Genomic DNA, 18961 nt, shown 5'->3' on the forward strand with positions numbered 1-18961 from the left:
TTCACGAACGCGGAACGTCAATCAGGATCGTGCGCGGTTCCGCGGTGGGGAGCGGAGTGAAGTTCGCTGAGCGCGGCACAGGATCGAAGTGCGGCAGGTTCTTGGGCTCCTCGACGACATCGAGATCGATGACATCGGGCGCGCGCGGATTGAAGTCGCCGCCGCGCGTACCACGGAGCCGAGCGCGCTTCGGATCCGTCACCAAGACCGCCACACCCATGCGCAGAGCACGCTGCGCAGTCGTCACCGGCATGGTTGCATCTTCAAATTGCTTGGCGAAACGGATGCGGCCGTCGTGATCGCCGAAATTTGCAGACTTCATCATGAAGATCATTTGCGTCGGCGGCGACGGCTCAGCAATCGGGACCGAAGTGGTGACCGGCTGGGCTGCCGGGATAGGCGCAACGCCCTCGCGGACCGCGACCACCATGCCGCGCAGCTCCACGAGCGCAAAACCGGCAGCGACTTCGACCTGCGTCGCGGTGTTGCAGATAAAGCGGACCATTGCGCCGCTCTCATGGTGGAAGTGAAGTTTCTCCAGGGCGTCGGCAAAGCGCTTGCCAGCCGCCAGATAATCCGGCAGCGCCCGCTCGACGGCATCGAGATCACTAGCCAGCTTTTCGCTTGCGGCCTTGCGTTCGACAGTAGCGCGTTCTGCTGCGAGCTTCTGCTCGGCATCGGTAATCTTCGCCTGCACCTCCACGAGCGCATTCGCGTAACCGTCGCGGGTCACAGCGCAGGCGGCGACCGCCGTCTCCAACTTCGCGCGGGCCTTGTCATCGGCATCAAGATCGGCATCGAGGTGGTGACGCTGGAGTTTCGCTTTGGCGTCATCGTGGGCCGCTTCCGCAGCGGAATGGCGGCTATCCAAGGCTGCGGCGCGCGTGCGCAGCGAGGCCAGTTCGGCTTCAAGCTTTTCCATGGGTGATTTTCGTCGGAAGAATGGTGTCATGCCTCCTAGCCTACGGAGAGCAAACCGATTTGCGAATGATGGACCTGTGGCCTGCGCCACATGGCTGGGCATTCAATGGCAATTGTTGTGGTGATGCCCAATGATTGCCGGATCGTTGGGCGGGCGCACTTGCAAATGGCCTCAGATCAGATGTCCGCTTGCCCCTGATAAGCGGCGGAATAGCGGACGTTCTCCAGTGGCTGCTTGGGGCCAGGAGCGGACAGCGCGTTCTAAAGCCCCGTCAGTGCACGGTTTACTGATATCTCTTGCAGCCTCTTCTCACTGCATCCGGACGCAATATTATCTTCCATTCCATTGTGACCAGCGGCACTCCAGCCCATCGTTCGTAATCACATTCGTAGTACACGCCGCGCCGCCCGACTCCCCTCGCGCATCTCGCGCCAGCGGAAACCAGCTCTTTCTGCAAAACTTGAAGATCTGAACCCGCAGGAAAGCGACTGTTCAGATACGTTTGCGCGGCGCTACAATCTCTTTTCGCGGCAAGGACTCGAAATAGTTGAAATCGAAAGTCGTCGGATCTCCTCCCATCGCTTCTTCACAACATATGGATGGAAGTACCACGACCAATAGTGATACCCAACCCGCCGAGCCCGAGCGCATCTCCCATGTCCTTCAACCAGTTGTTAGGCTACGGAAATCGAACCGCGTGGAGAATACAAGTTACTCTGCTAGTGGCTCTACAATGTATTCAATTGGTTTGAACATGCACAGCTAAAGATTGCAATTGGCAGGTCGTTACGCCGGCCGAAGTGTTGTCTTGATGTCTGCAACGGGTCATTCGCGTTCATTTGGCCGCATCCCCACCACGTCTGCTCTGGCGTCGGCTGCTGACGAGCCGGGCGCGGTTGCAAGTTCGCCCTCGGGGGCGTTCTCCGTGGTCAGTTTCGTTCTGGCCGGCCACTGCCGCTGTCTCGGATCGCCCTGGGCAATATCACTTGGCCTTTGGTCGAGACGGTGGTGGTCAGTTTCTGTTTGGATCAGCAGGCACGGCGGACGTAACCGGCCTGATGATCGTGAAGGGCGACGACGTGCGACATCGTCGGGGCCTTTCTGCTTTGTGTCAGGGGAAACGGATCGGCCTCGCCACGGCCGCCTATCTATCGACGTTATCTCCGCGGGTTGCAAACCGCTCGTCCACGGGCGTTGGCTGCCGCCTGGGTTCGTAGCGCTGCACTAAATTCAAAAGGCGCTTTTTGATGAATGGGTCGGCTTGCTCTGCGAGTTCACGTAATATTTTCGCACGTTGCCTATTAAATTCGTCGTCCAACATAGTCGGCCCCATTATAAAAGATGAGATCGCAATAGTATGAATGTAGCGGCTTAGGCTTCGCGAGAAAGCCCAGAATATTTTCCTGCGTGACTAATACGAACGGCCGCGCGTTACAGAAAGACCATCTACAGACGGTCTTTCTGTAGGCGCCGGATGCGCGTGGCTTCTTCCCCGCCGATCATAATATTACCAGCCAATTTTTAGCGCAGATTATCTACGCAGGTCAGGCTTATCGTGCGAAGCCGAAACCACGGTGCAAATCATGGAACAAGAGAAGAGTTGCTTGCGTGCAACATGCTAGTGCCTGCCAACTTGTTTGTTCGCGACCTCACAGCTCCCGCTCCATCGCGGGGTGACTGCGGTTTTTTACCTTTACCCAATGCTTGCTCCGGCCCGCCTGATCAGGCTGGTCGCGACGCTTCGATACCAATCCTTCAAGACCCATGTTGCACGCGGCGCGGAATAGGTCAGGTCCAAGCTGGCCACGCTCAAAGGGATTAACGAAAACGCCTTCAGGACGCCGCGCCAGCAGGCGCTCCAAGTTCGTCTTCCGCATCGACAACGAGAGCCTGCGGTGATCGTCGCCGCCTTCGGCGAGAATATCGAAGGCGCAGAACTGCACTTCGTGGTCGCGCTTGCGCGAGTGAAGTGCGTTGAAATCGGAGATGCCATCGACGCCGAGCACGACTGCTTCGCCATCGAGGACGAAATGCTTCTGGCGGACCTTGCGCGCGGCCTCGACGATCCAAGGATAGCGACTGGCCCAGTTGTACCCGCCGCGCGTGATCAGGCGTACCCGGTGGCCCTCGCGCTCAAGGCGAAGACGGTAGCCGTCATACTTTACTTCATGAAGCCAATCCGGCCCGCTAGGGACCGCCACACCTCTGCTGGGAAGGCAAAACTCAAATGAACGCATTCAGGAAAAATAGGCATTCGATGCCTGATTACGAGATGGAGCTTAGGGCAACTCGGTCAAGCTGGCGTCCACATTTTTACGGCTTGGGCGGCAGATCAGGAGCGATGTCGCTGCCGTGCTCTCACCGATAGCCTGCTCTACTGCGGATGCGAGCACCGCAAGGTGTTCAGCCAGTTTGGCAAACAGTTCGCGCTTTTTGGGGTCCGTCGCCAAGTCGCGAATAAGGGCGCACTCAGCGGCGTCTCGCTGTAGCTTCTCCAGTTGGGCCTGCATGTCTTTCATCTGCGGCCTCGATGTTCCAGTGCGGGAACATTACAAATACCTGTTCCGGGTCACAAGTGAACAGAGCGATATCGCCGACTGGGACTAGCCTCCAATTGCGTGGCGCCTCCTCACGGCGCCAGCCCGTCGGACCGCTCGGCCCCGCAACTGTCCCCTCCGTACCGCCGCAAGTGGGCCGGGCTGGTCCGAGGGGCTTTGCGCAGCGTCAAAGCGATATCCTGCCATGTCGGACAGACTGGACGCGTAGCCGAACAACCTATTGTCAGGCTTCTGAGGTTATGAGGCCCTGGGCTCCTAGGCGCACCGGGCCTCGCCTTAACTGCCTATCCGCCCCTGACTGTGTGTTGATCTCGCAGGCGATGTGCGACAGGAGGCTAACGTGTCCGCCGAAAATTACGCCGATGATCTCCGCGCGACCGTGCGCTTTGCTCTAGAGACGACCCGTGCAATCGCGGTCTGCCCCTTCCATTCTCAAGTGACCATCCGCATAGGGGATGATGCGGCCGAGAGCCATGCTTTCGAGCGCGCGAAGAGAGTCGTCAAGAGTGACGGCACGAACTGGGACCCGCGGGCTCTTATGGGCGAGATTGGTCGGCAGCTAGGTGAAGCCGCTGACGGTGAATGTCCGCTTTGCGCGTCGTAGAGAGCCATCCGTCTGGCGCTCACCCGCGCATATTGTGCGAGCGCGGTTGCTGGCCGCTCGCAGGTGCTCGGCTGATGTTTGCGATCACCTGTTTCGCCGTTTTCGTATCCGCACAGTCAGCCAAGCCGCGGCCTGAAGACTGCGCACTTCCGCTGCAGGCTGATACCGACCTGCATTCGTCGAATTCGCAATCTTCTTCGCTGCATCTTCGCCACATCGCCTGCCGTTGAGATCGCCGGCGTCGCCAGTCCGTGTAACTACAGCTCCGGATGAATACTGTGAGAAAAGCTGACTTATCGAGCGATCTTTGTGTGGGTGCGCCCCAGCGGCAAAGAACGTGGCCGCGATATCGAGCGTACGAAAAGCCGTCCTCAGCGACATTCGCGTTTCGACAAGTCTTGAGGGAGCTGACCGCACGAGCGGCCTTCAAGCGCCCGAGGAACATCTCCGCGCGCGGTCGGTTGGCCGAGTGATTGCCGATGAAAGGACGGGGCGGCGGGAGGAGGCTGCGGTGGCAAGAACATCGATCTCGAAGACCGACTTGGAGCTTATGGCGCTTCAGCAGATTCGGAGCTTCCCGGGCGGCGAGCATGCGGTTTCTGTCGAGGTCGAATGCGTCGCTGGCGAGGCCCGAGACGTGACCTGGAGGCTTCATGTCACCGCAAAGGACGAAGCCGACTTCGGGCGTATCCATTATGCCGCAGAGACCACGACCGAAAGATTGAAGCGACGGTATTGCCTCAAACGGTGACCAGATGATCCATCACGTCTCGCTCGGCAGTAACGATGTCAACAGCGCAAGAGCTTTCTACGATCCGCTGATGTCCCTTCTCGGACTGCGGCTCCTCAAACACTCGGACCGTTCGCTCCACTACGGCGCCTCGGATATCATTTTCAGTCTCGAAACCCCGATAGACGGGCTTCGGGCAACGGCAGGAAATGGCACTCACGTAGCTTTTCAAGCACCGGATCACGCGACCGCACTTGCGCTTGGAGGCGTTGACGAAGGGACTCCCGGCATCCGAGACAATTACAACGCGAATTATTTTGGTGCCTTCGTACGCGACCTCGATGGAAACAAGATTGAGGCGGTGACGTACACCGCAAGAGAAAGCTTTTAAGAAGGCCCTTGAAATTCGCCCCGGCTAGGAGGCTGTCGAGGCCGGTGTCCCGAGAAGCGCGTCCTGCAAAGCGAGAGGATTTGAACCTCCGACCCTAGTCTCCCAGGCGCGGGCAACCTTTTGATCTTTCGATGTTATTTTCGAACTACCCTATTCAGCCCCCGCTGAATGAGCACGCTTTTCGGCCCGATTGGAACGTGAGCCTGACGTACCGCATTACCGCGCATGCCGAGATATTTCTTTCACATTACGCACGAGCGCACCGAGATCGACCGCGTGGGCGAGGACCTCCCGGACAAGCATGCCGCGTGGAAGGAGGCCACTGTCACCGCCGGACAGATACTACAGGGCATTGACGGGAACCTAGTACCGGGCCGAGACTGGCGGATGGAAGTGGCCGACGAGTTTCAGAACACGCTCTACGTTCTGCATATTCGGGCTGAAAAACCAGCGTAAGGCCGCCTCAGTTGGCCGTTTAGTGTTCGATTTTCATTGCGAACTGAGTGTTCGCGAGCCACATACGATAGCCCACCACCGTTGTTCCTCCAGATGGAACCAACTTGTCGGGATCCGCATCTTAGGAATCGGAAAACTCAAACCCTGCGGTTAGGACCCGTAAGACGAGGTGTTGTCATGCAGCGCCGCCGCCGTTTCAAACAAATACAGTCCCTTGAAGAACGTTTAGCCGAAATAGCAAAACGCCTCCGTGAAGAGGCCAAATCCCTCCCCCCAGGAATGGAGCGCCAAGAAAAGCTCCGCAAAGCCTGGCAAGCCGAAACCGGCTCGCACGTGAGCGAGTGGCTGAGATCGCCCGGATTGCCACTGCCTGAGTAATCCGCTCAGCGGTTTCAGGAACATTTGCCGGCATAGGCCGGTTGATCGCCATCACCGTTACAACATTTGGCCTTTGCCGGTGACTGCGAGTCGTTGTTCACGCCTCCCACCGTGGATGGCAAGCATGTGCGAACATTGCGTGGAGCTAGATAGACGGATCAACCACCTGAAAGGCTTGCTTGCGAAGGTGACTGATCCACAGACAGTCGCCGCAATCGGCGCGATGGTCGAGAAAATCGAAGCCGAGAAGATCGCCCTCCATCTCACCAAATAAAGGCCGCCTCAGTTGGCGGCTTCTCCTGTTCGAGGATCGAGCGGCTCAACGCGCGAAGGTTTATCGGGTGCTGTCCTAGGCCGTGTACCTATAAACCCGGCGGCGTCATGTGACTGGTGACTACGTCTGCTTTGCTCCTATAGCGACCAAGTTCTTGGGGCAGCGCAATATGTCGTGAGAGCAGCGAAGCCAAGCTCGATTGGGTTTTACGTCGGAACGGCGATTTCGCAAACTAGCCCTTCCGCGCGCCAGTCAAAATGCACCTTGCCGCCAAGTGGGGTGATCGTTCCTTCGATGAGGCGGCTACCAAAGCCCTTGCGTTCGGGCGCATTTACCCTCGGACCGCCCAATTCGGTCCAGCGGAGCATTAGCTGTCCATCCTCGGCTCGCGACCAATCCAATCCAATCCAGCCTTTCGCGTTAGACAGCGCTCCATACTTGGCAGCGTTGGTCGCTAATTCATGCAAAACCACAGCAATCGCCTGTGCAGCGGTGGGTTCTAATACAATTTGCAGACCCTCCATCACAATCCGCTTGTCTTGGCCTTCTTGGAGATAAGGGGCGAGCTCTTGCTTGGCGATCGCCGAGACCTCGGCTCCTATCCACCGCGTTTCAACAAACAGCGAGTGAACATTTGCCATCGCTTGGATGCGCCCGCTGATCACTTCCTTGAGGCGCTCGGAGGTGTCGGACTGAGAAAGATTGATGATTGCCTGTACGTTCGCGAGGATGTTCTTGCTTCGGTGCTCCGCCTCGCGAGCCAGAATGCGAATCTGCTCCTGAGCTCGCTTGTGCTCGGTAATATCTCTAGCAATCTTAGATGCGCCAATGATGTTGCCGTGGGCATCTTTGACAGGAGAAACGGTCAGCGAAACGACGATTGAGCTACCATCCCTACGTCGGCGAACAGTCTCAAAATGGTCGAGGCGCTCACCTCGTCGGATGCGGGTTAAAATCTCGCGTTCTTCGCTTTGTCGGTCCTCCGGGATCACAAGTGTAATAGGCTGGCCGATCGCCTCGGCGGCCGAATAGCCGAAGATGCGCTCAGCCCCCATATTCCAACTTGTAATAATGCCGTCCAGATTCTTGCTAACGATCACGTCGTCGCTAGATTCAACTATGGAGGCCAGCAGATTGGCCAACCGCTCGGCACGGTCCAGGGCCGGCTCGCTGACGAGAGCTTCGCGTTGAAGTCCCGGCTCTCCTTCAATCGCCAATAGGACCCCCAAACCCAGATGTTGCACTGCCGTTGGTGCCCAATCATAGCACCGAAAGCAAAGGCAAGAAGGTGTCCATTGGGACGGTTTCAGCGGAAATTGTCGGTCCCCTTCTACTCGGTAAGTGTCCAACCGGGGCCTGCCCGGAAGCGTTGCGTCTGGACAGGGCTGGCTGCGCGTTATGAGTCCGCGCCCTAGTTAAGACACTCGCAGGGGCAGACAGGAGACACCCGCCTAATCTGCTGCGTCTGTGGCAGCGAAAAAATCAATTAGACGATTCACAAATGTGCTTGCGAGAATCTTGAGGATCGGGAAAAATAGGCAATCCGGGGCTGGCTAGACCATTTGATCTCGGAATTATTGAAACCCGGACGGGGCCGCTGATGGCGAGTCGGCGGCCCTTGTCTATGTGGCAAGGCGGCTGCCAAGTTTTCCTGGTGCCCCGCGACCCCGTTGGCGACGTGCTCTATGGTACCGAACTCCTAGACCTATGCTATTGGCGGTCCACCGCAAAGATTGATACGTGACAGCGCCCGTGCCGAGCTCCTATTAAAGCCCCCATGACCACGCCGATCACGATCAAGAAGCACGAACGCGTCCCCGACACCGGCAGCTATAAGGTCCGCTTCGCGGACGGCCGTCCGAGCGTCTATTTCTACTGGGGCGACCTGCCCGGCCGGCGGCTTCGACCGGATCTGCTGACGCGCAACGAGGCCGAGGCCAAGGCCAAGGAACTGGCTCGCATCGAGCGCGACAAGCTCGCCGGCGCCAGCGCATGAAGCACGTCGAGACCCGCCACTTCGCAGATCCGCAAGTTGCCGCACGCAAGCTCCTCGAGCTCGCCGCCGGCGTCGAGCCCGTCAATGGGCGCATTCACATCGAGAAGATCAACGCGCCGTTCCTCTCCAGGAACGGCTGCAAGGCGACGGGCCCGGAGTTCGGCACCGGCATCCAGCATGCGGTCGAGAGAGGCTGGCTCGAGCTGCACGAGAGCGGAACCTTCGTGCGGCTTAATCAAGGCTGAGGTCCAATAAAAACGGCCCCAGCATACCCCTATGCTGGGACCGTTGGAGGTGCTTGGCGGTAGTGGGTCGCTAAGCATCCCTAGCTTAGGAAAAACTGGCAATCAGGTCTGTGCGCTTTCGTACACAAGCGGTATGGTTCCGCTCGGGAACGGAACTGATCGCAATGAAAGACATGCAGGCTCAATTGGAAAAGCTCCGCACGGATGCTGCCGAGTGCGCCCTCATCCGTGACCTGGCGACCGCCCCGAAGAAACGAGAGCTTTTTACGAGGTTGGCTGATCACCTGACGATGCTCCAGCGCGCAAGGATGCTGGCAACCGGCGCCACCTCGATCTGCAAGCTGAACCTCTTGGTGTAGAGATTGATGAGCGCATCGTGACTTTCATCAGACGAGCTGCAGAGCGCGTCCTCAGCGAGGATAACACGGTAGCCGATATCGACCGCAGCCAGCACCGTTGCGAGCACACAGACATCGGTCTCACCGCCAGACACGATCAGCGTGTCCACCTGATGCTCATCCAGAAAGGCTTGCAGCCGCCTATTGGTGAATGCGCAGTAAGTCTGGCGGTCGATGACTGTGGCAGGCGGCACAAAGCGTGTCAGGGCCGGCATCAGCTCAAGCAACCCCGGATCGGCCTTGTCGCGTGTCACGCATTCCCATTTCTCATAATAGGCTTTCCAGACGCCGCGCGCCTCGGCCTTGTTACGGACCGGAATGAAGCGCGTGAAGACGGTACGTGGCGGCGCGTGCGCAATCAGCCTGACCGCCTCGGGTAGCGCACGCTCCAACCAGGGCGTTGCCCACGGGGCATACGGTGCGAACAACCTTTGCATGTCGATGCAGAGATGGACGGCGTGAGGACCGGGGGGTGCGAGCAGTTGCCCCATGACTAGCCCGATCTTCCCTGACGACCAAATCCCGTCAGCCGCCTTATGACGCGCTCCAGCGCGACTCCGATCGCCAGACCCGCAAGTACATCACTTGCCCAGTGAGCCAGCAGGAACACGCGCGTCGACACCAGAACGGCGCCGAGGCCCCACGCGAGATTGCGCTTGGCGGGCGACAGGACCGCGGCGGCGGATGCGAGGGCACCGACATGCACGGCATGCCCCGAGGGGAACGCATCCAGCGCGCGGCCGGAGAGTGGGATGCCATGCAGATGGCCGCGCACGGTGCGCCGGTCCGGCCGCACCTGGTCAAAATGCGTTTTTAGAAGGTGTGGCAACAGGACAGAGGCGAGCGTCGTCAGCAGCACATGATCGCTTGCGTGCCGCTGCGGCAGTGGTTTGGCGCGACACCAGAGCCACCATCCGACGGCTACCGCGGTCAGAATATGCTCATCCGCTCCCCAGGTCAGCGCGCCCGAAATCCGCTCCGGCAGCGGACGGGTGTGTCGCGCAATCGCACGCGCAAGTTCGATATCGGCGGACAAAGGATGTACTCGTATCGTCATCGACTGCCTTCTCTCGCAGATGTCCTTATGCCCTGCAGCAATCTCCGTAAAAGAGCGATTGGAAAGCAGAGCAAGTCGACCTGGTCTTTCAATCAACCGCCTCGAAAACCGTTCCCGGCGAGGAACTGTGCGCCGGACGGACGCGTTGGATGCGAGGGACAGATCAATGGAGGAGGGAGCCATGGGCTTTGGACGAGGCGCATTGTTGTGGTTGCTGGGCATACCGTTGCCGATCATTCTGCTGCTCGCGATCTTCTGGCACCATTAAACCAGCGGCACAGGTCAGGCGAGCCTGTCGGCCAAAGGACTGTCAAAGTGCCCTGAGCAGCCCTGATGTAATATTCATGCGATGCTGGCCGGCTCGACAGCCTATGCCATTGGCGAAGGCCGCAGATGGCCCGTTGGCCTCGCCCGCAAACCGCGGCAGGCCATGGCGTTTTATTCGGTGCTTGCCCTCTCGGTCGGCCTCGGTGTGGCGCTCAATTTCACGCCAATTGATCCGATCAAGACGCTTTACTGGAGTGCGGTCATTAACGGGGTGCTGGCAGCACCGGTAATGACCGTTTTAATGCTGCTTGTCAGACGGCGTGACGTGATGGGCAAGCTCGTGGTCGAAGGCTGGCTGTATTGGCTCGGCTGGGCGTCGACGGCGGCGATGGCTCTTTGCATCGTCGGCATGGCGGTCAGCATGCTGGTACCAAGATCGTCCTAGAAACGGCGATCAAGGAGGAAATGGTGGACTACGCGCTGCGCTTTCTGATTGGCGGCTTGGTCGTTTCCCTGTTTGCGGTCATAGGCGACGTGCTGCGGCCCAAGAGCTTCGCGGGATTGTTTGGCGCCGCGCCCTCCGTAGCTCTAGCAACGCTCGGCCTCGCCTTCTCAAAATATGGCGGCGACTATGTTGCGATCGAAGGCCGCTCGATGATGCTCGGTTCGATCGCGCTCGCGGCTTACAGCGTTGCTGTTTGTCAGTTGCTGATACGGGCCGAATGGTCGGCGCTCAAGGCCACCCTCGCCGCTTTCGCGATCTGGCTTGTGGCCGCGATAGGCCTCAAGCAATTTTTGATAGGCTGACCACTATGGTTGTCCACTTCAAGTTCTCCGCACTCAAGCAGGGACGACTTTACGAATATGTCGTGCGTTTTGCATTGGGCGGGTTGGCAACCGTGGTGGCTGGCCTTGTCGCGGACGGGGCAGGGCCGGAGGCCGGCGGGCTGATGCTGGCCTTTCCAGCGATCTTCTGTGCCAGTGCGACCTTGATCGAGAAGCATGAGCGTGAACGCAAGGAGAAAAACGGCCTGCGCGGGCAACGACGCGGAAAGGCTGCCGCCGCACTTGATGCCGCCGGGGCCGGATGGGGAAGTCTGGGCCTTGCCTGCTTCGCGCTCTTCATCTGGCACGGACGCGCTTTACAGCCCGCGCTCTGCCTCGCAGCGGGTTCGCTCGTCTGGTTCGCGGTCGCCGTCCTCATGTGGCGCCTACGGCGCGAACTACGTTTCGGAAGTCCCTCCTAAAATTTAAGAGTCGTCCGCAAGCCGAACACGGAAGCATTCTCGAGTGGCGTTCCGGCTAGAGGTCCTGAAGGGTTCGTTGCTCCTCCACCGGGGTGAATAATGTACTGAAAATTGGGCTGCAGCGTCCAGCCATCCCTGATCTGGTACTGATAGACGGCGGTTAGAAGGCCTTCGCTCACAGGTTATTCGGCGGCCCAACTGCTGGGCCTAACAATTTTCGAGGAGACGCATCCGGAAGATGTGTCGGAGGATCGCCGTCAATTCCAGCGCCAGCTCGCGGGCGAGTTCGAGCGCTGCAGCATCGAAAAGCGCATTGCCCGCAAGGATGGCGGCCATATCTGGGCCCAGGTGACGTCGTCGAGCGTCCGCGATGCTGACGGGCGCTTTCTTTATGCGGTTCGCGTTCAGCACGACATCACCAATCGCAAGCGAGCTGAGAGGCACTATCCCGTCGCATGGAAGAACACGCAGCGCTGTTTGCCTTTTCGGAGCGATTGCAGCATTGCACCTCGTCCACCGATTGTTACGAGGCCGCCCTTAATGCAGTTCCGGGTCAAAGGTCAGACCCTTGCGCTTTCCTGCCAAGGCGGCCCAATAATAAACGCGCATGGAGTGTTGAAACAGCCGGACTGATAGATCTCGCCGATCGTCATCTTCTCGAACTCGCAGGCGGTGAGGAGGTACATGGAACATAATCCTTCGCGCCTGGAAGTTTTATCGGCTGGTTCCAAAGAAAGCCTTGCCGAGCAGATCGAAGTTTATCAATTGCGATATTGGCTCCGTAGACGCGATGCGCACGAAGTCCGCTACTGGGATGGTCCGGCCGTGCTCCTGCCCCGCCAGCGATAAGCTGGCCAGGGGCGCCAAGACAAGGAGCACGCCATGTCCCAGACACCCAGTACCGCGATCGCCGTGATCGGCATCGATATCGGCAAAAACTCGTTCCACGTCGTGGGCCACGATACGCGCGGCACCGTCGTGCTGCGGCAAAAGTGGTCGCGTGGCCAGGTCGAGGCGCGGCTCGCCAATATGCCGCCTTGCCTGATCGGCATGGAAGCCTGCGTCGGCGCACATCATTTGAGCCGCAAACTCGCATCGTTAGGTCACGATGCCAGGTTGATGCCGGCCAAATATGTCCGCCCTTATAGCAAAGGACCGAAGAACGACTTCAATGACGCCGAAGCGATTGCCGAAGCCGTGCAGCGCCCGACGATGAAGTTCGTGGCGACCAAGACCGCGGAGCAACTGGATCTGCAGGCGCTGCATCGGGTGCGCGAGCGGCTGGTGTCGCAACGCACCGGCATCATCAACCAGATTCGCGCCTTCATGCTGGAACGCGGGATCGCGGTGCGCCAGGGTATCGGCTTCCTGCGCACAGAACTGCCCACCATCCTTGCGACGCGCACCGATGCCCTGTCGCCACGCATGTTGTGTGTCATCGAGGAGTTGGCAGGCGACTGGCGTCGGCTGGATCAGCGCATCGATAGGCTCTCCGGCGAGATCGAAGCACTGGCCCGTCAAGATCAGGCATGTTCGCGCCTGATGACGGTGCCTGGCATCGGGCCGATCATTTCGAGCGCCATGGTGGCCGCGATCGGCACTGGAGACGTCTTCTCCAAAGGCCGTGACTTCGGCGCCTGGCTCGGGCTGGTGCCCAAGCAGATCTCGACGGGAGACCGCACGATCCTCGGCAAAATCTCAAGGCGCGGCAATCGCTACCTCCGCGTTCTGTTCGTCCAGGCGGCATGGGTGGTGCTGGTCAGGATCAAGAACTGGGAACGTTACGGACTCAGATCCTGGATCGAAGCCGCCAAGAAGCGATTGCACCACAACGTGCTGGCGATCGCACTCGCCAACAAGCTTGCCCGCATCGCCTGGGCGGTGCTGGCTAAAGGACGCGCCTTCGAGCTGACAAGGACCAACGATGCAGGCGTCCGACCCGCTTGATCGTCGCGCCGTGCTCGGCGCGGTCAAGGCGCGGCCTGGCAACGCCGGAGCCAGCCGCAAGCAAAGCGCAACGGCCGGCCTTGACCGCCCGTGCGCGCGACGCGACGCACGTCCTGCGGGCCGGGACGAAGGAACGGCCCCTGGCTCGAACACAGGAACTGCGAGGTAGGAGGAGCAAGCGATGACGTAACCCCATCAACAGGTTCCAGCCGAGGTCTGCGAGAGGATGAGACGAGATGGAGGTTCGGTCTTCCCGGCGCATGCGAACACTGGTGACCCAAATGGCCCAATCGAGGCCTGTCCGCTAATGAGAACGCACGCGCGCTGATATCCATGATGGCCCGGAGAAAATGCTCCAATCAAAGGCCGGATACATTGATGCAAGACCACACCACCTGATCGACGAACCTCTTGCTACGCACGGCCGGACCATACATATGGGTCAATCGCGTCGGTTTGACAGGACACCGAGGACTTCCGGTCAAGCCTGGTGAACGGACATGGTCAGTGCTGGTCAGCTTGTCTCAAACGGGCCAGAAGCGGCCATCGAACGCTGGGACGGAGGCTTACGCGCGCGTTGTCAAAGTCGAGAGCTGATCGGTGTCGTAGCGGTTTCGCAAATCGGCAAGCGCTCTTGGATCCGGCGCACCCTGTGCCGCGAGTTTGGCGAGCTCTTCGAAATAATGCTCGTGGCCGGGTGGCGAGACGGTCATCAATACGCGAGCCGGCTTCTCACTGACATTCGCGATGTTGTGCGGCAACCCCGGCGGGATGAACAGATAGGTTCCGAGCGTTGCGCGGATCGTCCTGTCGCCGACATGCCACTCACACTCGCCCTCGAGCAGGTAGAAGGTTTCCTCTTGCACCCGGTGAACATGCCGCCCGGTGGCGAACCCCGCCGGGATCGTCCAGTCGAACATGCTCGTGTGCTTGGTATTTTCGCCGGTGACGAGGAAGACCATAGGATGACCACGCAGCATGACCCCGTTCTTCTCATCGGGCATGCGAATGACGGCCTCGGCGCTCATGTGACCCTCCTTTGACCAAAGGCTTACTTCTGGCAGGCACTTGTGCAACATCGGCCGACCGCGCCGGGAAGTCGTGAATCCGTTCCCAAAAATCTGCTAAAAGCGTCGAATGACAGTCGAGGGCGACCTCTACCAGTTCGGCCCGTTCCGCCTCGACCCCGAGGCGGGCATTCTGTACCGAGGGGCCGAACCGACCATGCTTGGCCAGCGCGCCGTCGCGCTGCTGCGCCGACTGCTCGAAAGCGCGGGCGTACCGGTGTCCAAGGACGCCTTGGTCGAGGCCGGCTGGGGCCGATTGGCGGTTGCCGACAACAATCTCACGGTTCAGATCGCAGCCTTGCGCCGGGTGCTGGCGGAGGCGGATGCTGGGAGCTGGATCGAAACGCTGCCGCGGCGCGGCTACCGATATGTGGGACCGGCCGTCGTCACCAATGCTCCCGATGTGTCGGCCGCCGCCCGCGCCGCGTCGGCACCGGCCTTGCCTGACAGACCGTCCGTCGCCGTTCTGCCGTTCTCGAACCTGAGCGGCGATCCGGAGCAGGAGTACTTCGCCGATGGGATGGTCGACGACATCATCACCGGTCTCGCACGGATCAACTGGCTTTTCGTCATCGCGCGAAACTCGACCTTCACGTACAAGGGCCGTGCCGTGGACGTGAAGCAGGTCGGACGCGAGCTTGGCGTGCGCTATGTGCTCGAAGGCAGCGTGCGCAAGGCCGGCGGCAGCGTGCGCGTGACCGGCCAAATGATCGACGCGTCGACCGGCGCCCATGTCTGGGCCGAGCGCTACGATCGCAGCTCCGACAATATTTTCGCCATTCAGGACGAGATCGCGCTGTCGGCGGTGGGCGCGATTGCGCCGAGCGTGCGGAAAGCCGAAATCGAACGTGTCAGGCGGAAGCGCCCTGACAGTCTCGATGCCTACGATCTCGTGCTGCGGGCCCAGCCTGACGTCGATTCAGGCATGCCGGAGCAAGTGACGAGAGCGCTTGCGCTTCTCGAGCGTGCGATCGCACTCGAGCCGGCCTATGCGCTGGCGCATGGCAATGCCGCGATGTGTCACCATTGCCTGTTCCTTCGCGCCGGCTTGCAGGAGGTCAACCGCGCCGCTTCGATCCGCCACGCCCGATCGGCCATTGTCCATGGACAGGACGATGCGCTCGCTCTGACATGGGCCGGATTTTCCATCGGCATGGATGCGCACGATCGCGCCGCTGCATTTGCAGCATTGGAAGCTGCCCTCGCCATCAGCCCGTCATCGGCGCTGACCTACATTCTCGGCAGCGTTATCCTGGGATGGGGCGGCGAAGCGGAGCGCGCGATAGAGTGGAGCGAGCAGGGTATACGGCTTAGCCCGTTCGATTCGTGGGCCTGGGCCGCGTTTGACGCGCAAGCAATGAGCCATTTGCTGCGCCGACGTTACGACGAAGCTTGTCGTGCGGCCTACAAATCCGTTCAAGCCAATCCGGCCCACAGCATCACTTATGTGCAATTGGCCGCCGCGCTGGCCAAACTTGGCCGGCTGGACGAAGCGAGGGCGGCTGCAGCGCGTGTGCTCGAGCTTCAGCCGGCTTTTCGCTACAGCCGTCAGTTTGCTGGCGTCAACTGTGCGCCGGCGCTGGCGGAGGCTCTTGGCGGCGCGCTGCGGGATGCCGGATTGCCGGAATAGCCCGCGGTTCGACCGGCTTGCATCTCTGTGACCGACGGCGACCTGCAAGGACCGCACGAACTGCGGGGACGTGTTTGGTTTGGCCCGGATGCGCCGTTGTCCGCTCAAGAATGACCCGGCTCATTTATGAGGAGGTCCCGCTTTTCATCGGACATCGGTGAGACGGCCGGCCGATACCGGCCGGTGACGATGCGGCGGAACAGCCAGAGGACAACCGGACAAACCAGAAGCACGACGGCGCCGAAGTCGAGCGCGGCGCGCGCGGAGCCGGCCGACGTGGAGACCTTTCCTCCGATCGCAGGTCCAGCCAGCATGCCGGCGTAGAAGACCGTGTAGAATATCCCCATTCCGATCGGCCGCATCTTCTGATCAAGCACACGCGCAGGTAAGCTCATGATCGCACCGGCAGGCAGGCCACAGACGATCCCAAGGGCGACGACGATGGGAAGCACCGTACCGCTTCGCGACAGGAGCAGTGTCAGGAGGGCGAAAGAGATGCAGCCTGTCGCGAGGACAGCATCGCCGCGCTTGGTCCGATCGGCGAGGAAGCCGCCGAGCGGAACCGAAAGGACGACGAGCCAGAGCACGATACTGATGGTTGATCCGGCTGCTGCACCCGACCAGCCTTGCTCGACGAGCATCGACGGGCCGAAACTGAAGATCATCGCAAAGCCGATGTTGTAGAGGCACCAGATCAAGCCGGCGGCAATCACGGCGCAGATCGCGTCGGCGGTCAGGCTGCCGCGCTCGCCTTCAACGGCGGCGGTCGCTTCTGGCGCGCGATAGACCGAAGCGATCAGGCAGAGGTCGATCAGGATCACCCCTGCGACGGCGAGATTGACGGCATGGAGCCCGAACGTGGCTCCGACTGCCGGCAACAGCATGAGAGCGATTGCGATACCCGCCGGCCATGAGTTGATGAAGATGGCCATCGCGATGGCGATTTCCCGACCGGCAAACCAGTCCGCGACCATCTTGGTCATCAGAACGTTCAGCAAAACGCCGCCGATACCGGCCGTCAGCCGACCCGCGATCTGCGTGCTCCATGACGTTGACGTGGTCATCAAGAGTTCGCCTGCCAGCATCAGCAGGAGCCCGGCGAGAACCGTCACCTTGTCGCCGTAGCGGCGGCCGATCGCGCCACCGGGCAGCGCGAGCGCTGCGCCCGGCGCAAAATAAAGTCCGATCAGAACGCCGATATCGGCCAGACTCGCGCCCAGGCTCTGGCTGAGCTGTGGCGCGACCGCCGCGATGCTCTGAAACTGGAAAGCGATGGCGGCACGCGCAACGAACAGGGCGGCAAGAATGGTCCAGCGGCTTCGCATTTGGATCTTCCCCGATGCCGTGAACTATGTCGCCGGCCGGATATTCTGATTCAGACGGAAGAGATTGGTCGGATCATACCTGGTTTTGAGCGCGGCCAACCGCGCATAGTTCTCGCCATAGGCGTCGCGGACACGATCCTCGCCCTCATCGCCGAGATTGTTGGCATAGACGCCGCCGGTCGAATAGGGCCTGACGGCGCTCCACAGCTCGCGCGCCCAACGCATGTTCGCGTCGTCGTCGGCCGGATCATCCCAGATCGCGACCGGAAAGCAGTCGAACGCCGCATCGCGGTTTGCGTAAGGCGAGTCCGGCGTTGGAACCCGCGCGATTGCGCCGCCGACGTGCTGGAAAACCAGCAGCGACGAGGTGTTGGGTGCCCTCGCATAAGCGTCGAGCAATGCGTCGATCGCGCCCGCACCGATCTCGCGCAGGAACTGCGCCTTCCAGTAATAGCGCCGTCCGCGCGGAAACAGGGCATCGCCTCCCGACTGAATCTCGAGATAAGGGACAGTTGCGAGCCGGGTCTCGACCGGCGAGCCGAACCTGACGATCGGTGAAAGGGCGCGCTCACCGTCATGATGCGAGCCGACATAGCATCCGGTGATGCTGAAGAACCGTTCGCCGGACGGCAGCGTGACCAGGCCTGCATCGACGTCCGCTTCGTCGGGAGCGCGGCGGGCGAATTCATCATAGAAGCGCATCGCCTCGCGCGCCTCGTCATATCGATGCAGTGCTGACGCGACCAGCAGCGAGGTGCCGATGGAATGAAGCCGATATTCGAATGTGGTCACGATGCCAAAATTGCCGCCGCCACCCCGAAGGCCCCAGAAGAGGTCGGGGTGTTCGGTCGCACTGGACCTCAGGATCTTTCCCTCGGCTGTCACCACTTCGGCGGCAATCAGGTTGTCGCAGGTCAGTCCGTATTTTCGTCCGAGCTTGCCGAAGCCGCCGCCAAGCGTGAGCCCGGCGATACCAGTGTCGCTGTTGATGCCCATGGTGGTCGCCAGGCCGTGCTCCTGTGTCGCCCTGTCGAACTCGCCCAGATTGAGGCCGGCCTCCGCGCGGGCGATCCGGCGGACCGGATCGACCTCGATCCGCTTCATGTGCGACAGGTCGATGACCATGCCGCCGTCGCAGACCGACAGGCCGGCGACATTGTGACCGCCGCTACGGACCGCGATGCAGATGCGATGGGATCTTGCGAACGCGACGGCCCGAGCGACGTCCTCGGCACCGGCACAATAGGCGATCATCGCCGGCCGCTTGTCGATGGCGCCATTCCAGACCTTGCGCGCCTCGTCGTAATCGACGCTCCCTTCGAGGACCACGTTGCCCTTGAGCCGCAGCTGCGGGGCGAGCCGAGGTTCGGCGTTCGATTTGGCCATCAGGTCGTCGTGCGACTGCCGCTGCTCCATCCGATTTGCTCCTCACCGCGAATGCCCAGGCCATCTTCTCACGGAGCGCCGGA

Annotated in this window: 22 protein-coding genes and 2 pseudogenes; 13 read left to right on the forward strand and 11 right to left on the reverse strand. The window is 60.5% G+C overall.

The features are described 5' to 3' along the window. Position 1 precedes the first annotated feature (1 nt). From ACE10W_RS36005 to ACE10W_RS36015, 3 genes are all read right to left on the reverse strand, one after another. Positions 2–922 (reverse strand): hypothetical protein, encoded by a 921-nt coding sequence (locus ACE10W_RS36005; protein ID WP_038967819.1) that lies wholly within the window; start codon positions 920–922, stop codon positions 2–4. A gap of 1649 nt (positions 923–2571) precedes the next feature. Beyond that, positions 2572–3159 (reverse strand): RNA ligase family protein, encoded by a 588-nt coding sequence (locus ACE10W_RS36010; RefSeq protein WP_304548667.1) that lies wholly within the window; start codon positions 3157–3159, stop codon positions 2572–2574. A 42-nt stretch (positions 3160–3201) separates the two neighbouring features. Further along, positions 3202–3441: a hypothetical protein gene (locus tag ACE10W_RS36015; RefSeq protein ID WP_038967817.1), complete on the reverse strand. Its 240-nt coding sequence runs from the start codon at positions 3439–3441 to the stop codon at positions 3202–3204. A gap of 379 nt (positions 3442–3820) precedes the next feature. Here ACE10W_RS36015 and ACE10W_RS36020 point away from each other — a divergent pair, with 379 nt between their 5' ends. The 4 genes from ACE10W_RS36020 to ACE10W_RS36035 all read left to right on the forward strand — a co-directional run bounded on the left by ACE10W_RS36020 (position 3821) and on the right by ACE10W_RS36035 (position 6039). Further along, positions 3821–4084: a hypothetical protein gene (locus ACE10W_RS36020; RefSeq protein WP_028176062.1), complete on the forward strand. Its 264-nt coding sequence runs from the start codon at positions 3821–3823 to the stop codon at positions 4082–4084. A 755-nt stretch (positions 4085–4839) separates the two neighbouring features. Further along, positions 4840–5205 (forward strand): VOC family protein, encoded by a 366-nt coding sequence (locus ACE10W_RS36025; RefSeq protein ID WP_304548669.1) that lies wholly within the window; start codon positions 4840–4842, stop codon positions 5203–5205. A 225-nt stretch (positions 5206–5430) separates the two neighbouring features. Continuing rightward, complete coding sequence (locus ACE10W_RS36030; RefSeq protein ID WP_011090434.1) at positions 5431–5661, forward strand: DUF6894 family protein; 231 nt, start codon at positions 5431–5433, stop codon at positions 5659–5661. Between the two features lie 177 nt (positions 5662–5838). After that, complete coding sequence (locus ACE10W_RS36035; protein WP_074076794.1) at positions 5839–6039, forward strand: hypothetical protein; 201 nt, start codon at positions 5839–5841, stop codon at positions 6037–6039. Positions 6040–6519: 480 nt separating this feature from the next. Here ACE10W_RS36035 and ACE10W_RS36040 read toward each other — a convergent pair whose 3' ends face one another. Then, the gene (locus tag ACE10W_RS36040; RefSeq protein WP_304548670.1) at positions 6520–7530 is read right to left on the reverse strand and encodes a PAS domain S-box protein; all 1011 of its coding nucleotides are present in this window, start codon (positions 7528–7530) and stop codon (positions 6520–6522) included. 560 nt (positions 7531–8090) lie between these two features. On the opposite strand from ACE10W_RS36040, the gene ACE10W_RS36045 reads away from it, so the two are divergent. The 3 genes from ACE10W_RS36045 to ACE10W_RS36055 all read left to right on the forward strand — a co-directional run bounded on the left by ACE10W_RS36045 (position 8091) and on the right by ACE10W_RS36055 (position 8913). Further along, complete coding sequence (locus ACE10W_RS36045) at positions 8091–8309, forward strand: hypothetical protein (protein ID WP_038967816.1); 219 nt, start codon at positions 8091–8093, stop codon at positions 8307–8309. Beyond that, positions 8306–8554: a hypothetical protein gene (locus ACE10W_RS36050; protein WP_038967815.1), complete on the forward strand. Its 249-nt coding sequence runs from the start codon at positions 8306–8308 to the stop codon at positions 8552–8554. The genes ACE10W_RS36045 and ACE10W_RS36050 overlap by 4 nt, the downstream gene beginning before the upstream one ends. Before the next feature lie 164 nt (positions 8555–8718). Next, positions 8719–8913 carry a hypothetical protein gene (locus tag ACE10W_RS36055; protein WP_074077366.1) on the forward strand — a complete coding sequence of 65 codons (195 nt, stop codon included), beginning with the start codon at positions 8719–8721 and terminating at the stop codon, positions 8911–8913. Here ACE10W_RS36055 and ACE10W_RS36060 read toward each other — a convergent pair. Both ACE10W_RS36060 and ACE10W_RS36065 read right to left on the reverse strand, forming a co-directional pair. Beyond that, the gene (locus ACE10W_RS36060; RefSeq protein WP_039184892.1) at positions 8835–9443 is read right to left on the reverse strand and encodes a cysteine hydrolase; all 609 of its coding nucleotides are present in this window, start codon (positions 9441–9443) and stop codon (positions 8835–8837) included. The genes ACE10W_RS36055 and ACE10W_RS36060 overlap by 79 nt on opposite strands. A gap of 2 nt (positions 9444–9445) precedes the next feature. Continuing rightward, positions 9446–9988, reverse strand: a complete 543-nt coding sequence (locus tag ACE10W_RS36065; protein WP_211434525.1) for a phosphatase PAP2 family protein — start codon at positions 9986–9988, stop codon at positions 9446–9448. Between the two features lie 370 nt (positions 9989–10358). On the opposite strand from ACE10W_RS36065, the pseudogene ACE10W_RS36070 reads away from it, so the two are divergent. The 3 genes and pseudogenes from ACE10W_RS36070 to ACE10W_RS36080 all read left to right on the forward strand — a co-directional run. Beyond that, positions 10359–10721, forward strand: a pseudogene (locus ACE10W_RS36070) (divalent metal cation transporter); the annotation flags it as partial. 20 nt (positions 10722–10741) lie between these two features. Continuing rightward, positions 10742–11083 (forward strand): DUF3147 family protein, encoded by a 342-nt coding sequence (locus ACE10W_RS36075; RefSeq protein ID WP_304548675.1) that lies wholly within the window; start codon positions 10742–10744, stop codon positions 11081–11083. A gap of 5 nt (positions 11084–11088) precedes the next feature. Continuing rightward, on the forward strand, positions 11089–11523 hold the full coding sequence (locus ACE10W_RS36080; RefSeq protein WP_011090440.1) for a DUF3147 family protein: 435 nt from the start codon (positions 11089–11091) through the stop codon (positions 11521–11523). On the opposite strand, the gene ACE10W_RS36085 is transcribed toward ACE10W_RS36080, so the two are convergent. After that, complete coding sequence (locus ACE10W_RS36085) at positions 11520–11702, reverse strand: carbohydrate porin (RefSeq protein WP_082901065.1); 183 nt, start codon at positions 11700–11702, stop codon at positions 11520–11522. The two genes, ACE10W_RS36080 and ACE10W_RS36085, sit on opposite strands and share 4 nt — an antisense overlap. Positions 11703–11736: 34 nt before the next feature. Between ACE10W_RS36085 and ACE10W_RS36090 the strand changes: the two are divergent. After that, positions 11737–11904 (forward strand): annotated as a pseudogene (locus ACE10W_RS36090) (PAS domain S-box protein); the annotation flags it as partial. Between the two features lie 179 nt (positions 11905–12083). Here ACE10W_RS36090 and ACE10W_RS36095 read toward each other — a convergent pair. Further along, a complete protein-coding gene (locus tag ACE10W_RS36095; RefSeq protein ID WP_304548678.1) occupies positions 12084–12209 on the reverse strand; it encodes a hypothetical protein in 126 nt (41 codons plus the stop codon). Between the two features lie 196 nt (positions 12210–12405). On the opposite strand from ACE10W_RS36095, the gene ACE10W_RS36100 reads away from it, so the two are divergent. Next, positions 12406–13470 (forward strand): IS110-like element ISBj4 family transposase, encoded by a 1065-nt coding sequence (locus ACE10W_RS36100; RefSeq protein WP_011087397.1) that lies wholly within the window; start codon positions 12406–12408, stop codon positions 13468–13470. A gap of 566 nt (positions 13471–14036) precedes the next feature. Here ACE10W_RS36100 and ACE10W_RS36105 read toward each other — a convergent pair. Beyond that, positions 14037–14498, reverse strand: a complete 462-nt coding sequence (locus ACE10W_RS36105; protein WP_060910334.1) for a cupin domain-containing protein — start codon at positions 14496–14498, stop codon at positions 14037–14039. Positions 14499–14607: 109 nt separating this feature from the next. On the opposite strand from ACE10W_RS36105, the gene ACE10W_RS36110 reads away from it, so the two are divergent. Next, positions 14608–16167, forward strand: a complete 1560-nt coding sequence (locus ACE10W_RS36110) for a winged helix-turn-helix domain-containing tetratricopeptide repeat protein (protein WP_271613101.1) — start codon at positions 14608–14610, stop codon at positions 16165–16167. A 104-nt stretch (positions 16168–16271) separates the two neighbouring features. Here the strand turns inward: ACE10W_RS36110 and ACE10W_RS36115 are convergent, their stop codons facing one another. Both ACE10W_RS36115 and ACE10W_RS36120 read right to left on the reverse strand, forming a co-directional pair. Then, a complete protein-coding gene (locus ACE10W_RS36115) occupies positions 16272–17492 on the reverse strand; it encodes a CynX/NimT family MFS transporter (RefSeq protein ID WP_304548682.1) in 1221 nt (406 codons plus the stop codon). Between the two features lie 24 nt (positions 17493–17516). Then, the gene (locus tag ACE10W_RS36120; RefSeq protein WP_271613099.1) at positions 17517–18908 is read right to left on the reverse strand and encodes an FAD-binding oxidoreductase; all 1392 of its coding nucleotides are present in this window, start codon (positions 18906–18908) and stop codon (positions 17517–17519) included. Positions 18909–18961: the final 53 nt, after the last annotated feature.

The organism is Bradyrhizobium sp. B025 (genome assembly GCF_042257955.1).
In the GTDB taxonomy this organism is placed as follows: Bacteria; Pseudomonadota; Alphaproteobacteria; order Rhizobiales; family Xanthobacteraceae; genus Bradyrhizobium; species Bradyrhizobium diazoefficiens.

Excerpts from the sequence above, each read along its gene's own strand:
- ACE10W_RS36055 (WP_074077366.1), top strand. The coding sequence starts at position 8,719 with ATGAAAGACATGCAGGCTCAATTGGAAAAGCTCCGCACGGATGCTGCC.
- ACE10W_RS36030 (WP_011090434.1), top strand. The coding sequence starts at position 5,431 with ATGCCGAGATATTTCTTTCACATTACGCACGAGCGCACCGAGATCGAC.
- ACE10W_RS36005 (WP_038967819.1), bottom strand. The coding sequence starts at position 922 with ATGGAAAAGCTTGAAGCCGAACTGGCCTCGCTGCGCACGCGCGCCGCA.
- ACE10W_RS36080 (WP_011090440.1), top strand. The coding sequence starts at position 11,089 with ATGGTTGTCCACTTCAAGTTCTCCGCACTCAAGCAGGGACGACTTTAC.
- ACE10W_RS36035 (WP_074076794.1), top strand. The coding sequence starts at position 5,839 with ATGCAGCGCCGCCGCCGTTTCAAACAAATACAGTCCCTTGAAGAACGT.
- ACE10W_RS36100 (WP_011087397.1), top strand. The coding sequence starts at position 12,406 with ATGTCCCAGACACCCAGTACCGCGATCGCCGTGATCGGCATCGATATC.
- ACE10W_RS36115 (WP_304548682.1), bottom strand. The coding sequence starts at position 17,492 with ATGCGAAGCCGCTGGACCATTCTTGCCGCCCTGTTCGTTGCGCGTGCC.
- ACE10W_RS36110 (WP_271613101.1), top strand. The coding sequence starts at position 14,608 with ATGACAGTCGAGGGCGACCTCTACCAGTTCGGCCCGTTCCGCCTCGAC.
- ACE10W_RS36025 (WP_304548669.1), top strand. The coding sequence starts at position 4,840 with ATGATCCATCACGTCTCGCTCGGCAGTAACGATGTCAACAGCGCAAGA.
- ACE10W_RS36060 (WP_039184892.1), bottom strand. The coding sequence starts at position 9,443 with ATGGGGCAACTGCTCGCACCCCCCGGTCCTCACGCCGTCCATCTCTGC.
- ACE10W_RS36015 (WP_038967817.1), bottom strand. The coding sequence starts at position 3,441 with ATGAAAGACATGCAGGCCCAACTGGAGAAGCTACAGCGAGACGCCGCT.
- ACE10W_RS36050 (WP_038967815.1), top strand. The coding sequence starts at position 8,306 with ATGAAGCACGTCGAGACCCGCCACTTCGCAGATCCGCAAGTTGCCGCA.
- ACE10W_RS36045 (WP_038967816.1), top strand. The coding sequence starts at position 8,091 with ATGACCACGCCGATCACGATCAAGAAGCACGAACGCGTCCCCGACACC.
- ACE10W_RS36010 (WP_304548667.1), bottom strand. The coding sequence starts at position 3,159 with ATGCGTTCATTTGAGTTTTGCCTTCCCAGCAGAGGTGTGGCGGTCCCT.
- ACE10W_RS36105 (WP_060910334.1), bottom strand. The coding sequence starts at position 14,498 with ATGAGCGCCGAGGCCGTCATTCGCATGCCCGATGAGAAGAACGGGGTC.
- ACE10W_RS36075 (WP_304548675.1), top strand. The coding sequence starts at position 10,742 with ATGGTGGACTACGCGCTGCGCTTTCTGATTGGCGGCTTGGTCGTTTCC.
- ACE10W_RS36095 (WP_304548678.1), bottom strand. The coding sequence starts at position 12,209 with ATGTACCTCCTCACCGCCTGCGAGTTCGAGAAGATGACGATCGGCGAG.
- ACE10W_RS36120 (WP_271613099.1), bottom strand. The coding sequence starts at position 18,908 with ATGGAGCAGCGGCAGTCGCACGACGACCTGATGGCCAAATCGAACGCC.